The 19,834-nt window shown below is 62.3% G+C and carries 14 protein-coding genes; 9 read left to right on the plus strand and 5 right to left on the minus strand.

Annotated features, from left to right (window positions below):
- Nucleotides 1-5: 5 nt before the first annotated feature.
- The 3 genes from eprS (at nucleotide 6) to HX793_RS09670 (ending at nucleotide 7,627) form a co-directional block, all read left to right on the plus strand.
- Nucleotides 6-2,963, plus strand: coding sequence for an autotransporter serine peptidase EprS (eprS, locus tag HX793_RS09660; RefSeq protein WP_177096281.1), 2,958 nt, complete (start codon nucleotides 6-8; stop codon nucleotides 2,961-2,963).
- A 43-nt stretch (nucleotides 2,964-3,006) separates the two neighbouring features.
- On the plus strand, nucleotides 3,007-6,126 hold the full coding sequence (locus HX793_RS09665) for an autotransporter serine protease (protein WP_177096279.1): 3,120 nt from the start codon (nucleotides 3,007-3,009) through the stop codon (nucleotides 6,124-6,126).
- A gap of 88 nt (nucleotides 6,127-6,214) precedes the next feature.
- Nucleotides 6,215-7,627: a polyurethane esterase gene (locus tag HX793_RS09670; RefSeq protein WP_177049468.1), complete on the plus strand. Its 1,413-nt coding sequence runs from the start codon at nucleotides 6,215-6,217 to the stop codon at nucleotides 7,625-7,627.
- Nucleotides 7,628-7,666: 39 nt separating this feature from the next.
- On the opposite strand, the gene HX793_RS09675 is transcribed toward HX793_RS09670, so the two are convergent.
- Nucleotides 7,667-7,891 carry a YgdI/YgdR family lipoprotein gene (locus tag HX793_RS09675; RefSeq protein WP_016977605.1) on the minus strand — a complete coding sequence of 75 codons (225 nt, stop codon included), beginning with the start codon at nucleotides 7,889-7,891 and terminating at the stop codon, nucleotides 7,667-7,669.
- Between the two features lie 185 nt (nucleotides 7,892-8,076).
- Here HX793_RS09675 and HX793_RS09680 point away from each other — a divergent pair, with 185 nt between their 5' ends.
- The 3 genes from HX793_RS09680 to HX793_RS09690 all read left to right on the plus strand — a co-directional run bounded on the left by HX793_RS09680 (nucleotide 8,077) and on the right by HX793_RS09690 (nucleotide 12,987).
- Entirely contained in the window at nucleotides 8,077-9,723 is a 1,647-nt protein-coding gene (locus HX793_RS09680) for a VRR-NUC domain-containing protein (RefSeq protein ID WP_177096277.1), read from the plus strand.
- Entirely contained in the window at nucleotides 9,720-11,975 is a 2,256-nt protein-coding gene (locus HX793_RS09685; protein ID WP_177096275.1) for an ATP-dependent DNA helicase, read from the plus strand. The genes HX793_RS09680 and HX793_RS09685 overlap by 4 nt, the downstream gene beginning before the upstream one ends.
- A gap of 79 nt (nucleotides 11,976-12,054) precedes the next feature.
- The gene (locus HX793_RS09690) at nucleotides 12,055-12,987 is read left to right on the plus strand and encodes an alpha/beta fold hydrolase (RefSeq protein WP_256349164.1); all 933 of its coding nucleotides are present in this window, start codon (nucleotides 12,055-12,057) and stop codon (nucleotides 12,985-12,987) included.
- On the opposite strand, the gene HX793_RS09695 is transcribed toward HX793_RS09690, so the two are convergent.
- Both HX793_RS09695 and HX793_RS09700 read right to left on the minus strand, forming a co-directional pair.
- Complete coding sequence (locus tag HX793_RS09695; RefSeq protein WP_177049473.1) at nucleotides 12,950-14,416, minus strand: sensor histidine kinase; 1,467 nt, start codon at nucleotides 14,414-14,416, stop codon at nucleotides 12,950-12,952. The genes HX793_RS09690 and HX793_RS09695 overlap by 38 nt on opposite strands.
- A complete protein-coding gene (locus tag HX793_RS09700; protein ID WP_016975675.1) occupies nucleotides 14,413-15,123 on the minus strand; it encodes a response regulator transcription factor in 711 nt (236 codons plus the stop codon). The genes HX793_RS09695 and HX793_RS09700 overlap by 4 nt, the downstream gene beginning before the upstream one ends.
- A 141-nt stretch (nucleotides 15,124-15,264) precedes the next feature.
- Between HX793_RS09700 and msrB the strand changes: the two genes are divergently transcribed.
- From msrB to msrA, 3 genes are all read left to right on the plus strand, one after another.
- A complete protein-coding gene (gene msrB / locus HX793_RS09705; protein WP_016975676.1) occupies nucleotides 15,265-15,765 on the plus strand; it encodes a peptide-methionine (R)-S-oxide reductase MsrB in 501 nt (166 codons plus the stop codon).
- A gap of 32 nt (nucleotides 15,766-15,797) precedes the next feature.
- Nucleotides 15,798-17,516, plus strand: coding sequence for a cytochrome c biogenesis protein DipZ (locus HX793_RS09710; RefSeq protein ID WP_177062401.1), 1,719 nt, complete (start codon nucleotides 15,798-15,800; stop codon nucleotides 17,514-17,516).
- A 132-nt stretch (nucleotides 17,517-17,648) separates the two neighbouring features.
- The gene (msrA, locus tag HX793_RS09715; RefSeq protein WP_177096273.1) at nucleotides 17,649-18,344 is read left to right on the plus strand and encodes a peptide-methionine (S)-S-oxide reductase MsrA; all 696 of its coding nucleotides are present in this window, start codon (nucleotides 17,649-17,651) and stop codon (nucleotides 18,342-18,344) included.
- Here the strand turns inward: msrA and HX793_RS09720 are convergent, their stop codons facing one another.
- A complete protein-coding gene (locus HX793_RS09720) occupies nucleotides 18,345-18,773 on the minus strand; it encodes a nuclear transport factor 2 family protein (RefSeq protein ID WP_016975679.1) in 429 nt (142 codons plus the stop codon). It abuts the gene before it with no gap.
- Between the two features lie 108 nt (nucleotides 18,774-18,881).
- Entirely contained in the window at nucleotides 18,882-19,832 is a 951-nt protein-coding gene (locus HX793_RS09725; protein WP_016975680.1) for an alpha-E domain-containing protein, read from the minus strand.
- Nucleotides 19,833-19,834 lie beyond the last annotated feature (2 nt).

The raw sequence follows: 19,834 nt of genomic DNA on the forward strand, positions 1-19,834 counted from the left end.
TTTCGATGATCACCGATTCGCCCCGTTTCAAACCCTTTACCGCCGGTTCCTTGCTGCTGTTGTCCGTTGCGGCGCAGGCGGCCTATACCGAGACCGGTCAACCGGGGAACGCCGCCAGTTGGCGTTCCGCCGAATTCCAGAGTGACTGGGGGCTAGGGCGCATGAAGGCGGATGAAGCCTATGCCGCCAACATCACCGGCAGCGGGGTAAAGATCGGTGCGCTGGATTCAGGCTTCGATCCCGACCACCCGGAAGCCTCCAAAGACCGCTATCACGCCGTCACCGCCAGCGGCAGTTACGTGGATGGCCGTCCCTTCAGCACCACCGGTGCGCTGAACCCCAACAATGACTCCCACGGCACCCATGTCACCGGCACCATGGGCGCCGCCCGCGACGGCGTGGGCATGCACGGCGTGGCGTACAACGCGCAACTCTACGTGGGCAATACCAACGCCAACGACAGCTTCCTGTTTGGCCCGACGCCTGATCCCAAATACTTCAAGGCGGTGTACAGCGCCTTGGTGGACTCCGGTGTGCGGGCGATCAACAACAGCTGGGGCAGCCAGCCCAAGGACGTCAGTTACCGGACCCTCGGCGACCTGCACGCGGCCTACGCCCAGCACTACAACCAGGGCACCTGGCTGGATGCGGCGGCGGACGTGGCCAAGGCCGGTGTGATCAATGTCTTCAGCGCCGGCAACAGTGGTTACGCGAATGCCAGCGTGCGCTCGGCGTTGCCGTATTTCCAGCCGGAATTGGAAGGGCACTGGCTGGCGGTGTCGGGGCTGGACAAGGCCAACAACCAGAAATACAACCAGTGCGGCATTGCCAAATACTGGTGCATCTCCACCCCCGGTGCGTTGATCAACAGCACCATTCCCGATGGCGCCTACGGCGTGAAATCCGGCACCTCGATGTCGGCGCCCCATGCTACCGGCGCGTTGGCACTGGTGATGGAGCGCTACCCCTATATGACCAACGAGCAGGCATTGCAGGTGTTGTTGACCACCGCCACGCAGCTTGATGGTTCCATCACCCAGGCGCCCACCACCAGCGTAGGCTGGGGCGTACCGGACCTGGGACGGGCGATGCACGGACCGGGGCAGTTACTCGGACCGATGAACGTCAGCCTCGCGGCCGGGCAGGGCGATGTCTGGAGTAACGGCATCTCCGACCAGGCCTTGCTGCAGCGCCAGGCCGAAGACACTGCCGAGCACAGCGCCTGGCAACAGACCCTGATCGACAAGGGCTGGCAAAACGGCGTGGGCGCCACTGCCAGCCAGCAGGATCAAACGGACTACGCCGTCGGCACCGCACGCGATCAAGCGGCCGCGTCGCGGATCTATGAAGGCAGCCTGATCAAGTCCGGCGCGGGCACGCTGGTACTCAGCGGCGACAGTACCTATCGCGGGGTGACCACCGTCAACGGCGGGCTGCTGGCGGTGAACGGGTCGCTGACGTCTGCGGTGACCGTCAACAGCAGCGGCACCCTGGGCGGTTCCGGGCGGATTGCCGCGCTGTCGGTCAACCAGGGCGGCCGTGTGGCGCCGGGCAATTCCGTAGGCACCTTGCAGGTGGCGGGCGACGTGAACCTGGGGGCAGGTTCGACGTATGCGGTGGAACTTACGCCTACCAGCAGCGACCGTATCGTCGCCGGCGGCAAGGCGATCCTGGGCGGTGGCAACGTCACCCTGGCGCTGGAAAACAGTCCGACCCTGCTCAGCGGCGCACAGGCACAAAGCCTGATCGGTCGCCAGTACAGCATCCTCCAGGCGGCTGGCGGCATCCAGGGTCAGTTTGGCCAGGTGTTGCCCGATTATCTGTTCCTCGGTGGAACCCTGGCTTATGCCACCGACGGCGTGCAGTTGGACGTGGTCCGCAATGACGCCACCTTCGCCAGCGTCGCGGCGACGCGCAACCAACGCAACGTAGCTGCGGCCGCCGAGCCATTGGGCGCGGGCAACCCGGTGTACGAAAGCCTGCTGCAATCGGACTCCATTGCGGTCGCGCAACAAGGCTTGCAGCAGTTGTCCGGTGAAATCTACCCGGCGATCGGCGCCATGCTCATCAACGACAGCCTGCAATTGCGCGACGCGGTGGGTGAGCGCTTGCGCCATGTGCCGGTTGCCGCTGAAAGCAACCTGTGGCTCAAGGCACTTGGCGCCTGGGGCAAGACCGACAGCCGCAGCGAGACGGCGGGTTCCACCACATCCCTCGGTGGTCTGTTGGGCGGCGTCGATGGCGCGCTGGACGAGCAAACGCGTTTGGGCCTGGTCGCCGGTTACAGCGACAGCTCATTGAACATGGGCAGCGGCACGCATTCCTCGGCGTCCATCGACAGTTATCACGTCGGTGCGTACGCCGGGCGCGAGCTGGGCGATTGGCGCGTCAGTGCCGGTGGCGCCTACAGCTGGCATCGCGGTGACGTGAAGCGCGACCTGCACTACGGCGCTGTCAGTGGCAAACAAAACACCAAGCTGGAGGCGCGCACCGCGCAACTGTTCACCGAGGCGGCCTACCGGATCAACCTGCAACCGTTGGCACTGGAGCCCTTCGCCAACCTGGCCTATGTGCACCTGGACAGTGATGGGTTCCATGAAAAAGGCGATGCCGCGGCCCTGGAACGTGGCAGCGATCAGCGGGACGCCGTGCTCAGCACGCTTGGCGTGCGTGCCCTGAAAACCGTTGCCCTCAATGACCACCAGCAGTTGCAGCTTTCCGGCTCGCTGGGGTGGCAACACAGCCTCACCGCTGTTGAATCCGAAGAACACTTGGCATTTGTCGCAGGCGGGCCGTCATTTGCCGTGCGCAGTTCGCCGTTACTGCGCGATGCCGCGCTGGTCGGCGTGCAGGCCAGCCTGGCGCTGAGCCCGGCCACGCGGGTCAACCTTGATTACAGCGGCCAATTGGGCGGACGCGAGAAAACCCAGGGGGTGGGGTTGAGCCTCAACTGGCAGTTCTGAAGCGATTTACACCTGTGCAATAAGAAAACTAAGGAAGGTCACCGTGAAAACACGCAAGTCAGGGTTAACTACCGCCATCCACACCGCCTTGGGCTACCCGCTCAAGGCCAGCCGCAGCGCGCCATACGGTGCGTTGCTGTGTTGCCTGGCAAGCCTGGCAAGCCTGGGAACCGCCCAGGCCGCACCCTATGTGGAAACCGGCAAACTGGGCGATGCCGCCAGTTGGCGCAGCAATGAGTTCAAGGCCGACTGGGGCCTGGGCGCCGTGCATGCCGATACCGCGTACGCCGCCGGCTACACCGGCAAGGGCGTCAAGCTGGGGATCTTTGACCAGCCGGTGTATGCCCAGCATCCGGAGTTCGCAAGCCCTGGCAAGGTGGTGACGATTGTCACCGAGGGCATCCGTCAGTACACCGACCCGTACATCCCAGTGAAGGCCGGCGATGCGTTTCGTTACGACGGCACGCCGTCGCTCGGTTCCAACGGCAAGCTGGGCAACCATGGCACCCATGTCGGCGGGATTGCAGCGGGTAACCGCGATGGCGGACCCATGCACGGCGTGGCCTTCGATGCGCAAATCATCAGCGCCGAGAACGGTGACCCAGGCCCGGAAGACGGCATCATCCTCGGCAACGATGGCGCGGTGTACAAGGCCGGCTGGGACGCATTGGTCGCCAGCGGCGCGCGGATCATCAACAACAGCTGGGGCATCGGCATCGGTGAGCAGTACGCCAAGGGCGGGCGCGACCCGGCATTTCCAAATTTCACGGTCAACGAAGCACAGGCACAATTCAACAACATCCGGCCGATCCTCGGAACCATCGCCGGTGGCGCCTACCAGGGCGCGATCGACGCGGCCCGCAGCGGCGTGCTGACGATCTTCGCCGCCGGCAACGACTACAACCGCAACAACCCGGACGCGATTTCCGGGCTGGCGTACTTTGTGCCGGAGATCGCACCCAACTGGCTCTCCGTCGCGGCGTTGCAGCAGAACCCGGATACCACGAGTGCTGATCCGTATGTGATCAGTACGTTCTCTTCACGTTGCGGTTATGCGGCGAGCTTCTGCGTGTCGGCGCCCGGCACCAAGATCTACAGTTCTGTCATCAATGGCACCAACCTGGACAACCTCACCAGCGACTATGCCAACTTCAACGGCACGTCCATGGCCGCGCCCCACGTGGCCGGCAGCGCGGCCGTACTGATGGAGCGTTTTCCGTACATGAGCGGCGACCAGATCTCGACACTGCTCAAGACCACCGCTACGGACCTCGGCGCGCCGGGCATCGACTCGTTGTACGGCTGGGGCATGATCAACCTGGGCAAGGCGATCAATGGCCCGGGGATGTTTGTCACGGCCGAGGATATTCCGGCCGAGTTCCGCATCGACGGCGCCTATGGCAGCGGGCAGTTTGTCGCGGATTTACCGGGCGTGGGCGCGGTGGTCGATGCCGGCAAGCCGACGCAGCGCATCTGCAACGATGTGCATTGCGGGCTGGACTTGTGGAGCAATGACATCTCCGGGCACGGCGGCCTGACCAAACAGGGCATCGGCACGCTGGTACTCACCGGCGCCAACACCTACAGCGGCCCGACCTTGGTCAATCAGGGCCTGCTGGCCATCAATGGCTCGCTCACTTCGCAGGTGACCGTCAGCCAGAGCGGGGTAGTCGGGGGGTCCGGCCGCATCGGTTCGTTGCTGGCGAAAAACGGCGGCACCGTGGCACCGGGCAACTCCATCGGCACTTTGAACGTCGCAGGGAATGTGACGTTTGAGGCCGGGTCGACCTATGCCGTGGAGCTGTCGCCCACCAGCAGCGACCGCATTGTGGCGGGAGGCACTGCCACCTTGAACGGCGGCACGGTGACCCTCGCGCTGGAAAACAGCCCGACGCTGCTCAGTGGTGCGCAGGCGCAAAGCCTGATCGGGCGCCAGTACAACATCCTGCAAGCCGCCGGCGGCATTACCGGCAGCTTTGGCGCGGTGCTGCCCAACTACCTGTTCCTCGGCGGCAACCTGAACTACGCGGCCAACGGCGTGCAACTGGACGTGGCGCGTAACGCCAACAGTTTTGCCAGCGCGGGCGCCACCGACAACCAGCGCGCCGTGGCCGCCGCCGCCGAGCAATTGGGCGCCGGCAACGCGGTGTATGAAAGCCTGCTGTTAGCGCCAAATGCGGCGTCGGCACAAGGTGCTTTCCAACAACTGTCGGGGGAAATCTACCCGGCCCTGGAAACCGCTCTGGTGAATGACAGCCGCTATGTGCGCGAAGCCGTGGGCGAACGCCTGCGTAATGGCGAGATGGGCGCCTCCAGCGAGACGCTCGACAGCCGTGGCAACGTGTGGGTCAAGGCCCTGGGCGCTTGGGGCAAGACCGACAGCCGCAGCGATACCGCCGGCTACACCACGTCCATCGGCGGCATGCTCGCCGGGGTGGACGGTGCACTCGACGAAGCCACGCGCATCGGCCTGGTCGCGGGGTACAGCGACACGTCACTGAACATGGGCAGCGGCACGCATTCCCGTGCTTCGGTCGACAGCTACCACTTCGGCGCCTATGCCGGGCATGAGATCGGCGCCTGGCGCCTGAGCGGTGGTGCCACTTACAGCTGGCACCGCGCAGACGTGAAACGCGACCTGCAATACGGCGACGTCTCCGGCAAGCAAAAAGCCAAGGTTGATGCGCGCAGCACCCAGGTGTTCACCGAAGCGGCCTACCGCATCAACCTGCAACCGTTGGCCCTGGAGCCGTTCGCTAACCTGGCCTACGTGCACCTGGACAGCGATGGGTTTACCGAAAAAGGCGATGCTGCGGCGCTGAAAAGTCGTGATGACACCCGCGACCTGGTGCTGAGCACCCTGGGCATGCGTGCCTTGAAAACCTTCAACGTGAACGACCACCAGCAACTGGAGGTGTCCGGCACCCTCGGCTGGCAGCACAACCTCAGCAGCACCGACGCGGAGCAACACCTGGCATTTGCCTCGGGCGGTCCGTCGTTTACGGTGGAAAGTGCGCCGATGGTGCGTGACGCGGCGCTGGTTGGCGCGCGGGTCAGCCTCGCGTTGAGCAAGGAAGCGCGGGTCAATTTCGACTACAACGGCCTGCTGGCCAGCAAAGAAAAAGTCCATGGCGTGGGCTTGAGCCTGGACTGGGCGTTCTGATGGATTAGCGACCTTTGCGGGTGTCGGCGCCACCGGTGCCCGCAGGTTTGGCTTTCTCGACAAGTCCAACAACAGAGAGGCACTACCGATGGGTATCTTTGACTATAAAAACCTCGGCACCGAGGGCTCCAAAGCGTTGTTTGCCGATGCCATGGCGATCACGCTGTATTCCTACCACAACCTGGATAACGGCTTTGCCGTGGGTTACCAACACAACGGCCTGGGGCTGGGCTTGCCGGCGACGTTGGTCGGTGCGCTGCTGGGCAGCACGAACTCCCAGGGCGTGATCCCTGGCATTCCGTGGAACCCGGATTCGGAAAAAGCCGCGCTGGAGGCCGTGCAAAAGGCCGGTTGGACGCCCATCAGTGCCAGCGCGCTGGGCTATGGTGGCAAGGTCGATGCGCGGGGCACGTTTTTCGGCGAAAAGGCGGGTTACACCACGGCCCAGGTCGAGGTACTGGGCAAGTACGATGACGCCGGAAAATTGCTGGAAATCGGCATCGGTTTTCGGGGTACCTCAGGGCCTCGTGAAAGCCTGATCAGCGACTCCATCGGCGATCTGGTCAGCGACCTGCTGGCGGCGCTCGGCCCCAAGGATTACGCGAAGAATTACGCGGGAGAGGCCTTTGGCGGCTTGCTCAAGAACGTCGCCGACTACGCCAGTGCGCACGGCTTGACCGGCAAGGAAGTGGTGGTCAGCGGCCACAGCCTGGGCGGGCTGGCCGTCAACAGCATGGCCGACTTGAGCAACAACAAGTGGGCGGGGTTCTACAAGGACGCCAACTACGTGGCCTACGCCTCGCCCACCCAGAGTGCAGGCGACAAAGTGCTCAACATCGGCTACGAAAACGACCCGGTGTTCCGTGCGCTGGATGGCTCATCCTTCAACCTGTCGTCCCTGGGCGTGCACGACAAACCCCATGAGTCGACCACCGACAATATCGTCAGCTTCAACGACCACTACGCCTCAACGCTGTGGAATGTGCTGCCGTTCTCCATCGTCAACCTGCCGACCTGGGTTTCCCATCTGCCCACGGGCTATGGCGACGGTCTGACGCGGGTGCTCGAATCGGGTTTTTACGAGCAGATGACCCGTGATTCCACCGTGATCGTGGCCAACCTGTCCGACCCGGCGCGGGCCAACACCTGGGTGCAGGACCTCAACCGCAATGCCGAGCCGCACAAGGGCAATACCTTCATCATCGGCAGCGACGGCAATGACCTGATCCAGGGTGGCAAGGGCGCGGACTTCATCGAGGGTGGCAAGGGCAATGACACGATCCGTGACAACAGCGGGCACAACACCTTCTTGTTCAGCGGGCATTTCGGGCAGGACCGGGTGATTGGCTATCAGTCGACGGACACGCTGCTGTTCAAGGATGTGCAGGGGAATGTGGATTACCGTGAGCACGGCGGGGATACGGTGATCAGCGTCGGTGGGGATTCGGTAACGCTTGTGGGGGTGAGTGGCTGGTCGGGGGAGGGGATGGTTATCGCGTGAGGGAGGCGTGTGGGGGCCTGGCCCCCACACTATTATTCATTAGTCTGCCTTGCGCACGGTGGCCACGTCAGCCGCCTTGACCCGTACACGCTTGCCGGCAATATCGGTGAATTCGTAGAAGCCATCGGCAGTCTTGGTTTTTGGGGTGTCCTTGGTCAAATACTGCGTGCCATTTTGCAATGTCACTACGGTTTGCGTCGCGCAACCGGCCAATACCAGAAAAGTGAGTGCAACCAGCGGCAGACCCAAATTCTTCATGTTCATAACCCTTACCTTAACCTTGAAAAGTCCCACGCCAGAGGCGCGGGCAACAAATGTTACGCCATCGACACACCCATCTGATCACTTTTATACAAAAAGTTGCAGGCGCCATTTATCTATTATCGATTGCAACCCGGCATTTGCGACGGCACTCTGTATGCATAACCAGTATTAGACCGCTGCGCGCTATGGCCAACCCCCTCGAAAACCCGCTTTATTACCTGCATAACTTCCGCCAGGTCCTGCATTGGCTGGAGCAACGCTATGCGGATCTACTCGACGCAGACGAACAGCATTTAATTCAGCAATTTGACAGGTTGCCGCAGCCCTCCCAGGCGCTTTTAGTACGCATGGTGATGCGCAAGGGCGTGCATTTTCGTGCAGGCAAGCTCAATTACCTGGAGATCGGTTGCACACACGCCGCGGCTGCGCCATTGCTTGAATTGGGCTGGGTCGACACTCAATCCCCGCTGGCCTTTGAAGCGCTGTTCGGCCTGCTGCAAAAAGGCGAGATCCTCGTCGCGTTCAAGCCCTGGATCGACCAGCCCAAGGGCAAGAAATCCGATTGGCTGGAAGGGCTGGCGGCACAATTCACCGACAGCCGCAGTTTTGCCGCTTGGTGCCCCGACCTTGCCGACACGCTGTACAGCCTTACCGTGATGGAGTTGTGCGACCGCCTGCGACTGATGTTTTTTGGCAACTTGCATCAGGATTGGTCGGAATTCGTGCTGGCAGACCTGGGCATCTACACCTACGAAAAAGTCGAGTTCTGCGCAGAGTCCCGTGGCCTGCGCAGCCGGGATGATGTGCATGGCTTTCTGTTCCTGCACCAGTGCCAGCAGGCCTTCGAAACCGGTGAAGCGCTGGAGGCGGTGCTGGCCCGGGTCGCAACCCTGAGTACCGACAACCCCTGGCTGGAAAAACGCCGGGCCAAGCTGTTGTTCCAGGTCGGTCAGTATTGCGAGCGCATTGCCGAATTGGCGTTGGCGGAACAGATTTACCGCAGCTGTGCCTATCCCGGTGCCCGCTCACGATTGATCCGGGTATTGGAGCGCCAAGAGGACTACGGCCAGGCCATGGCCCTGGCGAGCGCCGCCCAACGGGCGCCGGAAAGCGCCGCCGAGCAGCAGCACTTATTGCGTGTGCTGCCACGCCTGCGCCGCAAACTGGGTGAACCGGCCTTGCCGAAAGTGAAGCCACGCCCGGTCACCCGCCTGGACCTTGCCCTTGCGCTTCCCGAACCGCTGATGTCGGTGGAGTATTGCGTGCAGGCTCACCTCAGCGAGCCCGATGGGCCGGTGCACTACGTTGAAAACGGGCTGATCAATTCACTGTTCGGCCTGCTGTGCTGGGACGTGATCTTTACACCGCTGCCGGGTTCATTTTTCCACCCGTTCCAACGCGGCCCGGCGGACCTGCACAGCGAAGACTTCCATCAGCGCCGTGCACCGCTGTTCGCTGCGTGTTTCGAGCAACTGCAGGACGAACGCTACAAAACCACCATTCGCCAGCGTTACAGCGACAAGTGGGGGATCCAGTCACCGTTCGTGTTCTGGAACCTGCTCAGTGAAGACCTCTTGGAGCAGGCCCTGGCCTGCCTGCCCGCCGAACACCTGCGTTATTGGTTTGAACGGCTGCTGCTGGACATCCGTGCCAACCGCGCCGGTATGCCCGACCTGATCCAGTTCTGGCCGGCGCAAAAAACCTACCGCATGATCGAGGTCAAAGGGCCTGGAGATCGCTTGCAGGACAACCAGTTGCGCTGGCTGGAATTCTGCGGCGAATACCAGATGCCGGTGACCGTCTGCTATGTGCGCTGGGCAGAATCCGCTTGAGCTACAACGTTGCCGTGCGGGCGCTGTGCGAGTTCACGGCCAAGGTCGGTGACCTCGACCTGCGCTTCACACCGTCGCCCAGCGCCCAGGAAGGCATCGTCGGCCACCGCACCGTCGCCTCCCGGCGCAGCGCGCACTACCAGAATGAAGTCGCGCTTGAAGGCGAGTACCAGCAGCTCAAGGTGCGGGGCAGGGCGGACGGCTACGACCCGGATGCCAACCGTCTGGAGGAAGTGAAGACCTATCGCGGCGACCTCGACGCCCAGCCCGCCAACCACCGGCAACTGCACTGGGCCCAGGTCAAGGTGTATGGCTGGCTGATGTGCCAGAAGCTCAACCTGTCAGAGATCGACCTGGCGCTGGTGTACTTCGATATCGTCGGCGAAGGCGAGACGGTGCTCAACCAACGCTTTCAAGCGACCGAGCTGGAACCGTTTTTCAACCAGCAATGCGCGCTGTTCCTGGGTTGGGCTGAGCAGGAGATGGCGCACCGCGAAGCGCGCAACCGCTCCGCGCAAACCCTGGCGTTTCCCCATGCCGGTTTCCGTCCTGGCCAGCGTTCACTTGCAGAGTCGGTGTACAAGGCGGTCAGCACCGGCCGTTGCCTGATGGCCCAGGCGCCGACCGGCATCGGCAAGACCATTGGTACGATCTTCCCATTGCTCAAGGCCCTGGCGCCCCAGCAACTGGACAAGCTGTTCTTCCTCACCGCCAAGACCCCCGGTCGTAAGCTCGCCCTGGATGCCGCTCAAGTGCTGCATGCCAGCAGTCCCGACATGCCTTTGCGTGTGCTGGAGTTGGTGGCGCGGGACAAAGCCTGCGAGCACCTGGACAAAGCCTGTCACGGCGAATCCTGCCCGTTGGCCAGGGGCTTCTACGACCGCTTGCCCGCCGCCCGCATCGCCGCTGCCAAGGTGCGCCTGCTGGACCAGCGCAACCTGCGCGACGTGGCTCTGGCCCATGACGTTTGCCCCTATTACCTGAGCCAGGAAATGGCGCGCTGGGCCGACCTGGTGGTCGCCGACTACAACTACTACTTCGATTTTGGCGCCATGCTGTTCGGCCTGGCCCAGCTCAACCAATGGCGCGCGGCGGTGTTGGTGGACGAGGCGCACAACCTGGTCGAACGAGCCCGTTCGATGTACAGCGCCAGCCTTGACCAGTACCACCTCAAGACCCTGCGCGACACAGCCCCCGAGCCTTTGAAGAAGCCCTTGCAGCGCCTCAACCGTGAGTGGAACGCGCTGCACAAGGACCAGCTCGCGCCGTACCAGGCCTATGCTGCCCGGCCCGAAAAACTGCTGCAGGCCCTGAGCCTTTGCGCCAGCGCCATGGGCGAATACTTCAACGATCACCCTGAGTCTCTCAGCGGCGACCTGCAAAATTTTTATTTTGAGGTACTGCAATTCGGCAAGGTCGCCGAGTTGTTCAACGAACACTTCATTTTCGATATCAGCAAGCGGCAGTTCAGCGGTAAACGCAGCAGCTCGACCCTGTGTCTGCGCAACGTGGTGCCTGCCGAGTTCATTCGCCCACGGCTGACGGCCGCCCGCAGCAGCGTGCTGTTTTCCGCGACCCTGAGCCCTCGTCATTACTATGCGGATTTGCTGGGCCTGCCGACGGATACGGCGTGGGTCGATGTGGATTCGCCGTTCAAGGCTGAGCAATTGCAGGTACGCATCGTCGATGCAATCTCCACGCGCTTCGTGCATCGCGAGGCCTCGCTGGAGCCTATCGTCGAGCTGATCGCCCGCCAGTACACCCAGCAGCCTGGCAATTACCTGGCGTTCTTCAGCAGTTTCGATTATCTGCAACAAGTGGCGCAGTTGCTGGCTGAGAAACATCCAAACATTACGCTGTGGCAACAGTCACGCGGCATGGCTGAGGCCGAGCGTCAGGCCTTTCTCGACCAGTTCACGGAGCACAGCCAGGGCATCGGGTTTGCCGTGCTCGGCGGTGCATTCGGTGAGGGCATCGACTTGCCCGGCACCCGCTTGATCGGTGCATTCATTGCTACTCTTGGCCTGCCCCAGTTGAACCCGATCAATGAGCAGATGAAAGTGCGCATGGGCGCGATCTTCGGTGCGGGCTACGACTACACCTACCTGTACCCTGGCATCCAGAAAGTCGTGCAGGCGGCGGGTCGGGTGATCCGCAGCCAGCAGGACCAGGGTGTGGTGATGCTGATCGATGACCGATTTGGCGAGGCTCGGGTGCGCCAGTTGCTGCCACGCTGGTGGGCGGTGGCTTGAGTCATTCCTGTCGTCAATGATGCTGGCGGCTAAAACAGTCATGGTCCACGCTGGGAGAAACCTTCAAAAGGCCATGTCCATGCGCCAGCACCTCATCAGCGTCAACGGTATTGAGTTAAGTGTTCATAGTGCGGGCCCCGACCAGGGTGCGCCGATCTGGCTGCTTCACGGTTTCCCGGAATGCTGGCACTCGTGGCGCGAGCAAATTCCCGCGCTTGTGGCGGCGGGTTATCAGGTGTTTGCCCCGCAAATGCGCGGTTACGGGGGCAGCAGTTCACCGTCTGAAATTGCCGACTATGACCTGCTGACATTGTGCGGCGACATCCAGCAAGCCATGGACCATTTCGGCCATACGCAGGTGGTGATGGTCGGCCATGACTGGGGCGCCGTGGTGGCTTGGCACCTGGCGTTGCTTGAGCCTGAGCGTGTCACGCACTTGATCACGATGTCGGTCCCGTTCGCTGGGCGCGCACGGCGGCCGGTGATCGAAATCATGCGCGAGCTGTACGCCGAGCGCTTCAACTACATCCTGTACTTCCAGGCACCCGGCGTTGCCGAACAGGAGCTGGAGGCTGATATCGAGCGCACCTTGCGTTTATTCATGCAGGACCAGGATGTGTTTCTACAGCAAAAGCCGGGAAGCGCGACCTTGCTTGAAGGTGTTCCAGCGCCCGGTGCATTGCCGCAATGGTGTTCCCAGGCGGATCTGGACGTTTATGTGAACACCTTCGCCGAGCACGGTTTTCGTGGCCCACTGAACTGGTATCGCAACTTCGAACGCAACTGGCAACGCACCGAGTCCCTCGCTGGGCAGAAAGTGCTGCAACCCACACTGTTCCTGATCGGCGACCGCGACCCGGTCGGTGTCTTCGAAGCCCACACGCTCAAGCGTATGCCGGATTCAGTGCCGCAGCTTGAGCCGCACGTGCTGGTCAACTGTGGTCACTGGATCCAGAACGAACAAGCCCAACAGGTCAACGCACTGATGCTCGGCTTTCTAGGGAAAACGTAAAGGTCGCCCCTCGACCGGGCTGATCCACCAGGCGAATGCTGCGCCCATGCAATTGCAGGATGCGGTGCACGATACGCAGGCCCAGGCCGCCGTCACGACGGGCCCCGCCGATGGTAAAGGCGCGCAAAAACAAGCCTTCGCGCAGCTCGGCGTCGATGCCTGGGCCGCTGTCGCTGACCGTGACGGCGACAGCGCTGGGTTCCGGCGACAACGTCACCTCAATTTCGCCGTTCACCGGTGTATGGCGCAGGGCGTTATCCAGCAGGTTGGTCAGCACTCGCTCGATCAGGCCCAGGTCCGCCAGCACCGTGGGCACTTGCGGCGGCAAGGTCGCGGTGAGCGTAATACCGCGTGCTTCGGCGGTCAGTTCGAATTTCTGGAAGATGTCCTGCACCAAGTCAGGTAATGAAAACCCTTCGATCACCGGCTGGACAAAGCCATGTTCCAAGCGCACCAGCTCCAGCAATGACTGGGCCAGACCGCCAACCTTGCGGCTCTGGTCCAGGGCAATGCCCAGGTAACGGCGGCGTTCTTCGGGGCTGAGGCTGGCATCCTTGAGCGACAGGGTTTCCAGATAGCCATGCAGCGAGGCCAATGGCGTGCGCAGGTCGTGGGAGATATTGGCGACCATTTCGCGGCGTTCCTGGTCCTGATGGGTGATGGCACGCCACTGTTCGCCCAGGCGGTTTTCCATTTGCACGAAGGCGTGATCGAGCACGGCAATTTCATCGCCGCTGGTGAGTTCCGGCGCAGCGGGTTCAGCCGCTTTGGGTGCACCATTGATGTCGAATTGGCCGACTTTATCGGTCAACTGGCGCAGCGGGCGGGTGATCCAGGCGAACGCAATCAGGCCGGCCATCAAGCAGAGCAGGGCGACCAGGCCGATGGACCACAGTGCGATCTTCAACGCCATGCCGGTGGCATCCTTGGCGTCATACACGTCATGAGCCTCACCGAGCAGCACCACGTACAGGAAACCGGTCTGCTGGCCGCCGGCCATGAGGGGCGCCGCGCTGAACACCTTGCGGCCATCGAGGCTGCGCGGGTCATCACCGAGGATCGGCAGCATGAACCCGGCAAGAAAACGCCGCACGGGTGCGAGGTCAACCTGCTCGCGCAGCAAATGCCCGCTGGGCGCGGCGTTGCCGACCACACGGCCGTCGATGTCGAGCAAGTACACCTCGACACTCGGGTTGACCAGCATCAACTGGCTGAACAGATTACGCACCGCGTCGGGCTTGAGGCCATCGGCATCCATCAACTGCGTGTCGCGGGCAATGTGCGCCGCCAGGTCGCGGGACAGGCCTTGCACCACCTCCAGTTCATGCATGTGGTTGGAACGCACTTGCAGCCAGGCCGAGGTGCCGCTGCAGATCAGCAACAACACGGCGAACACCACCGACAGGCGTTGGGTGAGGGTCAGCTTCATGGTGGGCTCTCGGCAAACTTGTAGCCGCGACCCCACACCGTGAGGATGCGCGCCGGGTTGGCCGGGTCGGTTTCGACCTTGGCGCGCAGGCGATTGATATGGGTGTTCACCGTATGTTCATAACCTTCGTGGCTGTAGCCCCACACCGCATTGAGTAGGTCCATGCGTGAGAACACCTTGCCCGGCTGGCGGGCGAAGAAGTACAGCAGGTCGAATTCCCGTGGCGTGAGGTCCAGGCGCTGGCCTTGCAGGGTAGCGTCACGGGTCAGCGGGTTGATGAACAATTGGCCGAGATCAAGGCTGCCAGCATCCATCTTCAGGTTGCGTGCCATGGCGTCGACCCGGCGCAACAGTGCCTTCACCCGCGCAACCAGTTCCGGCATGGAAAAGGGTTTGGCGAGGTAGTCATCCGCGCCAAGCTCCAGGCCGAGGATGCGGTGCAGCTCGCTGGAGCGCGCGCTGGTGATGATGATGGGTGTGTAGCGCGTCATGGCGCGGGCGCGGCGGCAGATCTCCAGGCCGTCGACGCCGGGCAGCATCAGGTCGAGGATCAGCGCGTCCCAGCCGCCTTGCTCCAGCAGGCGCAGGCCTTCGGTGCCGTCGGCGCTGTGCACCACCTGGAATTGTTCATCACGCAGGTGCAGGCAGATCAGGTCGGCGATATGGGCATCGTCCTCGACCACCAGGACGCGTTTTGGCTGATCCATGTAAGAGAAACCTTCGCTTGTAGTCCGCGCATTGTGCGGGTTTTGCAACAGTGTAGTTATCACGAATTGTTTAACTCTGCGTGAGGATTCCGCGACCGGCCAGGGCTCAGGATGGGTTCAAAGCTTATGGAGGAATGCCCCATGTACTCACGCCGACAATTACTCCTGGCCGGTGGCGGCCTGGGGGTCGCGGTCCTGGCCGGTGGCCTGCTCAAACAGCTCGACCTGGTCACCGAAGCCGAAGCGGCCGAAACCTTCGAAGTGAGCCACACCGACGCGCAATGGCGCAGCCTGCTCACTGCCGAGCAATACGAAATCCTGCGCGAGGAGGGCACCGAACGCCCTTACACCAGTGCGCTGAATGACGAACACCGTACCGGCACCTTCGCCTGTGCCGGTTGCGCACTGCCGCTGTTTTCCTCGACCACCAAATTCAACAGCCACACCGGCTGGCCAAGTTTCTGGCAGCCGCTGGATAACGCCGTTGCCAGTCGCAGGGACACGTCCTACGGCGTGGTGCGCAAGGAAATCCACTGCCGTCGCTGTGGCGGTCACCAAGGGCACGTGTTCGATGACGGCCCGCAACCCACCGGCCTGCGTTACTGCATGAACGGCGCCGCCATGACGTTCACGGCGGCTTAAGCCGATGTCTTTCTCTTACAAGGTTCCCTGCCATGTGGCTTCTGGTTCTCGCGTACCTGGGCGGCGTGCTGACAATCGTCAGCCCGTGCATCCTGCCTGTTCTGCCTTTTGTCTTCGCTCGCACCGGGCAGCCGTTTTTGCGCAGTGGCTTGCCGCTGTTAGCGGGGATGGCGGTGACATTCGCCCTGGTGGCAACGCTCGCGGCGGTGGGCGGCGGCTGGGTGGTGCAAGTCAATCAATACGGTCGCTGGCTCGCGTTGCTGTGCGTTGCGCTGTTCGGCTTAACGCTGTTGTTGCCGCAACTGTCGGAACGTCTGACACGTCCGCTGGTGGCCGCCGGCAGTCGCTTGTCGCAAGCCGCCGGGGCCGACGCCAGGCCGCGTCCGGGCGCCTCGTTCCTGATCGGCGTCGCCACGGGGTTGCTGTGGGCACCGTGCGCCGGGCCGATCCTGGGACTGGTCCTCACCGGCGCTGCACTGCAGGGCGCCAGCATCGGCACTACCTTGCTCTTGCTGGCTTACGCCGCCGGGGCTGCCACCTCCCTCGCGCTGGCCTTGTTGGTCGGCGGTAAAGTCTTTGGTTTCATGAAAAAGTCCCTGGGTGCCGGTGAATGGCTGCGCCGAGGCCTGGGTGCGTTGATGCTGGCCGGGGTGGCCGCCATTGCGCTGGGCCTGGACACCGGCGTGCTGTCGCGGCTATCGACTGCGTCCACCGGTGGCCTGGAGCAGCGCCTGGTGGACAGGTTCAGCGCCAAACCGGAACAAAAGGGTGGGGCGATGATGGCGGGGGGCGCAATGATGGCCGCCGCCAATCACAGCGACGCACTGCCCATCGAAGGTGCGCTGCCGTCCCTGGACGGCGCCGTGCAATGGCTCAACAGCCCGCCACTGAGCGCCGAAGCACTCAAGGGCAAGGTGGTGCTGGTGGATTTCTGGACCTACTCCTGCATCAACTGCCTGCGCACCTTGCCCTACGTGAAAGCCTGGGCCGACAAGTACCGCGACCAGGGCCTGGTGGTGATTGGCGTGCATGCGCCGGAATTCGCCTTTGAACGCGACGTAAACAATGTGACCAAGGCCATGAAAGACCTGGGTATTACCTACCCGGTGGCCATCGACAACAACTACAAGGTCTGGCGCGCGTTCAACAACCAGTACTGGCCAGCCCATTACTTTGCCGATGCCAAGGGGCAGATCCGCTATCACCACTTTGGCGAGGGTGACTATGCCGAATCGGAGCGGGTGATCCAGCAGTTGCTGCGTGAAGCCGGTGCCCAGCATGTTGCAGGTGGTTTGATCGAAGCCGACGCCAAGGGCGTGCAGCAAGCACCGGACATGAACGAAGTGCAGTCGCCGGAAACCTACCTGGGCGCCCAGCGTGCCGAGAACTTCGTCAAATCCGGCCCCCTGGCCCTGAACAACTGGACCCTGGAAGGCCAATGGAACGTCGGTGGTCAGCAAGCCACCCTCGACCAGGCCGGCGGGCGCATCGTCTACCGCTTCCACGCCCGCGACCTGCATCTGGTGCTGGGTCCTGGCGCCGATGGAAAACCGGTGCGCTTCAAAGTCACGATCGATGGCCAGGCCCCAGCCGACGCCCATGGCACCGACGTGGCCCCGGATGGCAGCGGCACCGTCACCGAACAGCGTTTGTATCAGCTTGTGCGCCAGCCGGGCGCCGTGCAAGACCGCACCTTCACCATCGAATTCCTCGACCCCGACGTGTCGGCGTATGCCTTCACCTTTGGCTGAATTGAAAACCCAATCCCTGTGGGAGCTGGCTTGCCTGCGATAGCGGTGGATCAGTGCCAGATGTAAAAACTGACACAGCCTCATCGCAGGCAAGCCAGCTCCCACACTAGACCGAGTACTGGAGTAAGATTGATGAAAATTTTCAAACTGCTGCCCGCACTGGCTTTCGCTGCCTTCGTCGGCCAAAGCTCAGCCTTCTCCTTCGGCGCCTCCGACGATGCCGTCGTCATCGCGCCACCGGCCCTGGACCTGCCTGCAACCTCAGGCAACCTGCAAACCGCCGTGTTCGCCGGCGGCTGCTTCTGGGGTGTACAGGGGGTATTCCAGCACGTGCAAGGGGTGAAAAACGCCGTGTCCGGCTACGACGGTGGGGCGGCGGGTACCGCGCAATATGAGGCCGTCAGTGAAGGCGACACCGGCCACGCCGAGTCCGTGTCCGTCACCTACGACCCGAGTAAAGTCAGCTACGGCAAACTGCTGCAGATCTACTTCTCGGTCGCCCACAACCCCACCGAACTCAACCGCCAGGGGCCGGACACCGGGACCCAATACCGATCTGCAATCTTCGCGCAGAACGCCGAGCAGCAAAAAGTCGCCCAGGCCTACATCGCCCAGTTGGATGCCGCTAAATCCTTCGACAAACCCATCGTCACCCAGATCGAAATGGGTAAGGCGTTCTTCCCGGCGGAGTCCTACCATCAGGACTTCCTCACCGAGAACCCGTCTTACCCCTACATCGTGATCAACGACCTGCCGAAAGTGGCGCAACTGAAAAAGCTGTTTCCGGCGCAATACAGCGCCGAGCCGGTGCTGGTGAAAAACCAGTAATCAGCCTTTGGCCTTGGCCAGGTAAGGCGCCAGGCGGCGGCCCATTTCCTCGCCCAGGGCTTGCAGCCCGCTCAACGGGCGGATCATCACTTCAAACTCGATGATCTGCCCTTGCTCGTTGAAGCGGATCAGGTCGATGCCCTTGAGCTGCTTGTCGCCCACACGCGCGCTGAATTCCAGTACCACACTCAGGCCATCGCCGGTGGCGAGTTCACGGTGATAGGTGAAGTCTTCGAAGACGTTGATCACCGTATTGAGGATCATCGACACCACCGGCGCGCCGGGGTAGGGCGTATGAGCCATAGGCGAGCGGAAGACGGCGTCGGGCGCCAACAGTTCGGGCAGGGCCTTGAGGTCACGAGTGGCCAACATGGCGTGCCAGCGTTGCAGGGTGTGTGCAGCCGCAGGGTTGAGCGTGAGTTCGGACATGTTCTGTACCTGTTCTTATGGTGGGAAGGCATTTCACCTGCCCAACATAAGAGCGGTATCCAAACAGGGTCAATCACCCTAACTTACAGATAAGTGACCTGAACGCACTTAGACCATCTCCAGGTACGAGCTGTGAATCGCCCGTGCCAACTCGCGCACGGTGTCGATAAAGTCCGTTAGACGGGCGTGCAGTCCCTCCTCAAGAATCTCATCGATCCCGGTATACCTCAGTCGCGCTTCAAACTCAGCGGCCAAACGCTGTGCCGTGCGCCCATAACTGCCCGGCAGGTCGGCCAGGATATGGCTCAATTCCTCGATACAGGCATGCAACGAACGCGGCACATCACTGCGCAACAACAGCAACTCGGACACGGAACGCGCATTCAAGGCGTTCGGGTAAAGCTCGGTATACGCCTCGAACGACGATAACGCGCGGAGCAGGGCGCTCCACTGGTAATAGCCGCGTGCCGACAAGTCGCTGACTTCTTCCGACTCCTCGCCAAACATCTCGTAGCGTGCATCCAGCAGGCGCAGAGTGTTGTCGGCGCGCTCGACAAAGGTGCCGAGGCGGATAAACCGGTAGGCGTCATTGCGCATGATCGTCCCCGACGTCGCTCCCCGGAACAGGTGCGAACGCTGCTTGACCCAGTCACAGAAATGGCTGATGCCATGCCGCGCCAAGCCGCCGGCGGCGATGCTGCGCATTTCGAGCCAGGTGGCGTTGAGGTTTTCCCACATGTCGGCGGTGATGCGCCCGCGTACCGCATGGGCATTGCCGCGAGCGGCGCGCAGGCAGTTGTAGATGCTCGCGGGGTTTTCTTCGTCGAGGGCAAAAAAGTGCAGCATGCGCTCGGCGTCTAGCTGTTTATGACGTTCCAGGTAGCTGTCGAGGGTGCCGCTGCTGAGCAACGACATGGCCAGCTCATCCAGCCCGTCACTGCGCCCGGCCTGGGGCATCAACGACAGGGAATAACTGACTTCGAGCATGCGCGCCAGGTTCTCGGCGCGTTCCAGGTAACGGGACATCCAGTACAAATCTGCGGCGGTTCTACTCAACATAC

It is taken from the genome of Pseudomonas reactans (genome assembly GCF_013387025.1).
GTDB lineage: Bacteria > Pseudomonadota > Gammaproteobacteria > Pseudomonadales > Pseudomonadaceae > Aquipseudomonas > Aquipseudomonas reactans.

Coding starts and splice junctions, on each gene's coding strand:
- eprS (WP_177096281.1), top strand. CDS start 6: ATGATCACCGATTCGCCCCGTTTCAAACCCTTTACCGCCGGTTCCTTG.
- HX793_RS09670 (WP_177049468.1), top strand. CDS start 6,215: ATGGGTATCTTTGACTATAAAAACCTCGGCACCGAGGGCTCCAAAGCG.
- HX793_RS09675 (WP_016977605.1), bottom strand. CDS start 7,891: ATGAACATGAAGAATTTGGGTCTGCCGCTGGTTGCACTCACTTTTCTG.
- HX793_RS09680 (WP_177096277.1), top strand. CDS start 8,077: ATGGCCAACCCCCTCGAAAACCCGCTTTATTACCTGCATAACTTCCGC.
- HX793_RS09690 (WP_256349164.1), top strand. CDS start 12,055: ATGCGCCAGCACCTCATCAGCGTCAACGGTATTGAGTTAAGTGTTCAT.
- HX793_RS09695 (WP_177049473.1), bottom strand. CDS start 14,416: ATGAAGCTGACCCTCACCCAACGCCTGTCGGTGGTGTTCGCCGTGTTG.
- HX793_RS09700 (WP_016975675.1), bottom strand. CDS start 15,123: ATGGATCAGCCAAAACGCGTCCTGGTGGTCGAGGACGATGCCCATATC.
- msrB (WP_016975676.1), top strand. CDS start 15,265: ATGTACTCACGCCGACAATTACTCCTGGCCGGTGGCGGCCTGGGGGTC.
- HX793_RS09710 (WP_177062401.1), top strand. CDS start 15,798: ATGTGGCTTCTGGTTCTCGCGTACCTGGGCGGCGTGCTGACAATCGTC.
- msrA (WP_177096273.1), top strand. CDS start 17,649: ATGAAAATTTTCAAACTGCTGCCCGCACTGGCTTTCGCTGCCTTCGTC.
- HX793_RS09720 (WP_016975679.1), bottom strand. CDS start 18,773: ATGTCCGAACTCACGCTCAACCCTGCGGCTGCACACACCCTGCAACGC.
- HX793_RS09725 (WP_016975680.1), bottom strand. CDS start 19,832: ATGTTGAGTAGAACCGCCGCAGATTTGTACTGGATGTCCCGTTACCTG.